Source organism: Olivibacter sitiensis DSM 17696 (assembly GCF_000427965.1).
Classification (GTDB): Bacteria; Bacteroidota; Bacteroidia; order Sphingobacteriales; family Sphingobacteriaceae; genus Olivibacter; species Olivibacter sitiensis.
In genome coordinates, this window is record NZ_ATZA01000106.1 from 1 (window position 1) to 1,580 (window position 1,580).

Below are 1,580 nucleotides of genomic sequence, written 5' to 3' on the forward strand. Positions count from 1 at the left end.
AAAGTCGTTTTTTTCCCTTAAACATGCCAATTGGGGGTACCCCCAATTGGCATGTTTATTTCAACCTTTGTTGCATTTCTTAATTGAACTTACGTTGTCCATTTACCTGTTCCATCTGTCGTTCTTGCTCTTTGGCCGTTCATTATTATTCCTAGGCCTGTCTCCTCGTCCGTGGAAGGACGGCTTGGGCTTAGCCTTTTTGGCTGCCACTGCGGCCTTAGATTTTGCCCCTTTGGGCAACGGAACGGCCACAAAGGTATCTCTCATGGGATAGGGGTGGCTGTTATCTACCGGAAGAGGCAAATTGATGAGATTGACGATATCTTGCAGGTATTCGCGCTCTTCCAAATCGCAAAACGAAATGGCCAGGCCACTGGCTCCAGCCCTTCCCGTACGGCCAATGCGATGTACGTAGGTTTCGGGAATATTGGGCAAATCGTAATTGATCACATACTTCAAATCTTCCACATCTATCCCACGCGCAGCGATGTCGGTGGCTACCAGCACGGCCAATTTATTTGCCTTAAAGGCCTGAAGTGCCGCCTGCCTGGCATTCTGCGATTTGTTCCCGTGAATGGCCGCAGCAGAAATGTGCTGCTTTTGCAAGGTCTTCACCAAGCGGTCTGCACCGTGCTTGGTCCTGGTAAACACCAAAACGGTATGCATCTTGTCCTTTTTCAGCAGGTGGGTCAACAGTTTGGGTTTATCGGGTTTATCTACCGAATACACTTGCTGCGTGATCTTCTCTGCAGTAGAAGATACGGGGGTCACCTCCACGCGCTCCGGATTATTCAAAATGGTATTAGCCAACTTAGCTATTTCGTCAGGCATAGTCGCTGAGAAGAACAAGGTTTGCCTTTGCAAAGGCAGCATTTTCACTACCTTCTTGATGTCGTGGATGAAGCCCATATCCAGCATGCGGTCGGCCTCGTCCAGCACAAAGTACTCCACCTTATCCAAAGTGATAACCTTCTGTCCTATTAGGTCCAGCAACCTACCCGGTGTAGCCACCAAGATGTCCACTCCCTTGCGTAGCGCGGTTATTTGCGTATTGATATTCACCCCACCGAATACCACCATATGCGAAATCTTGGTAAACGTGGCATAGGCCGCAATGTTTTCCTCTATCTGGATCGCCAGTTCCCGAGTTGGCGTCAATATCAGCGCCTTGATTCCTTTTTTATATACTTTCTCCTGCAAAAGGTGATGCAGGATGGGCAGAGAAAATGCCGCCGTCTTGCCAGTACCGGTTTGTGCGCAGCCCAATAAATCCTTTCCTGCTAGGGCGATGGGGATAGCTTGCTCCTGTATGGGTGTAGGGGTCTCATATCCCTGTTGTTTGATAGCCTTCAACAAAGGCTCATCGAGACTTAGATCTGTAAATTGCAATATATTGAGTTTTTGAAACGGCAGCAGCCGTTTTTGTAAGCCGCAAATTTACACCTTTTAAATGGAATTACCATTATAACAGAAAACGAGGCTAGGAGGGTAGATTCAACTCACCAATGCAACATTTTGGTCTAAGGTAGCATAAAAAATGCTCTTGGGGTTTTGGTAATCTAGTTTTTTTCTTGGCCTTG

General features: G+C 47.4%; 1 protein-coding gene. It reads right to left on the reverse strand.

The features are described 5' to 3' along the window. Positions 1-102 precede the first annotated feature (102 nt). The gene (locus A37S_RS25875) at positions 103-1,389 is read right to left on the reverse strand and encodes a DEAD/DEAH box helicase (protein ID WP_051293403.1); all 1,287 of its coding nucleotides are present in this window, start codon (positions 1,387-1,389) and stop codon (positions 103-105) included. Positions 1,390-1,580 lie beyond the last annotated feature (191 nt).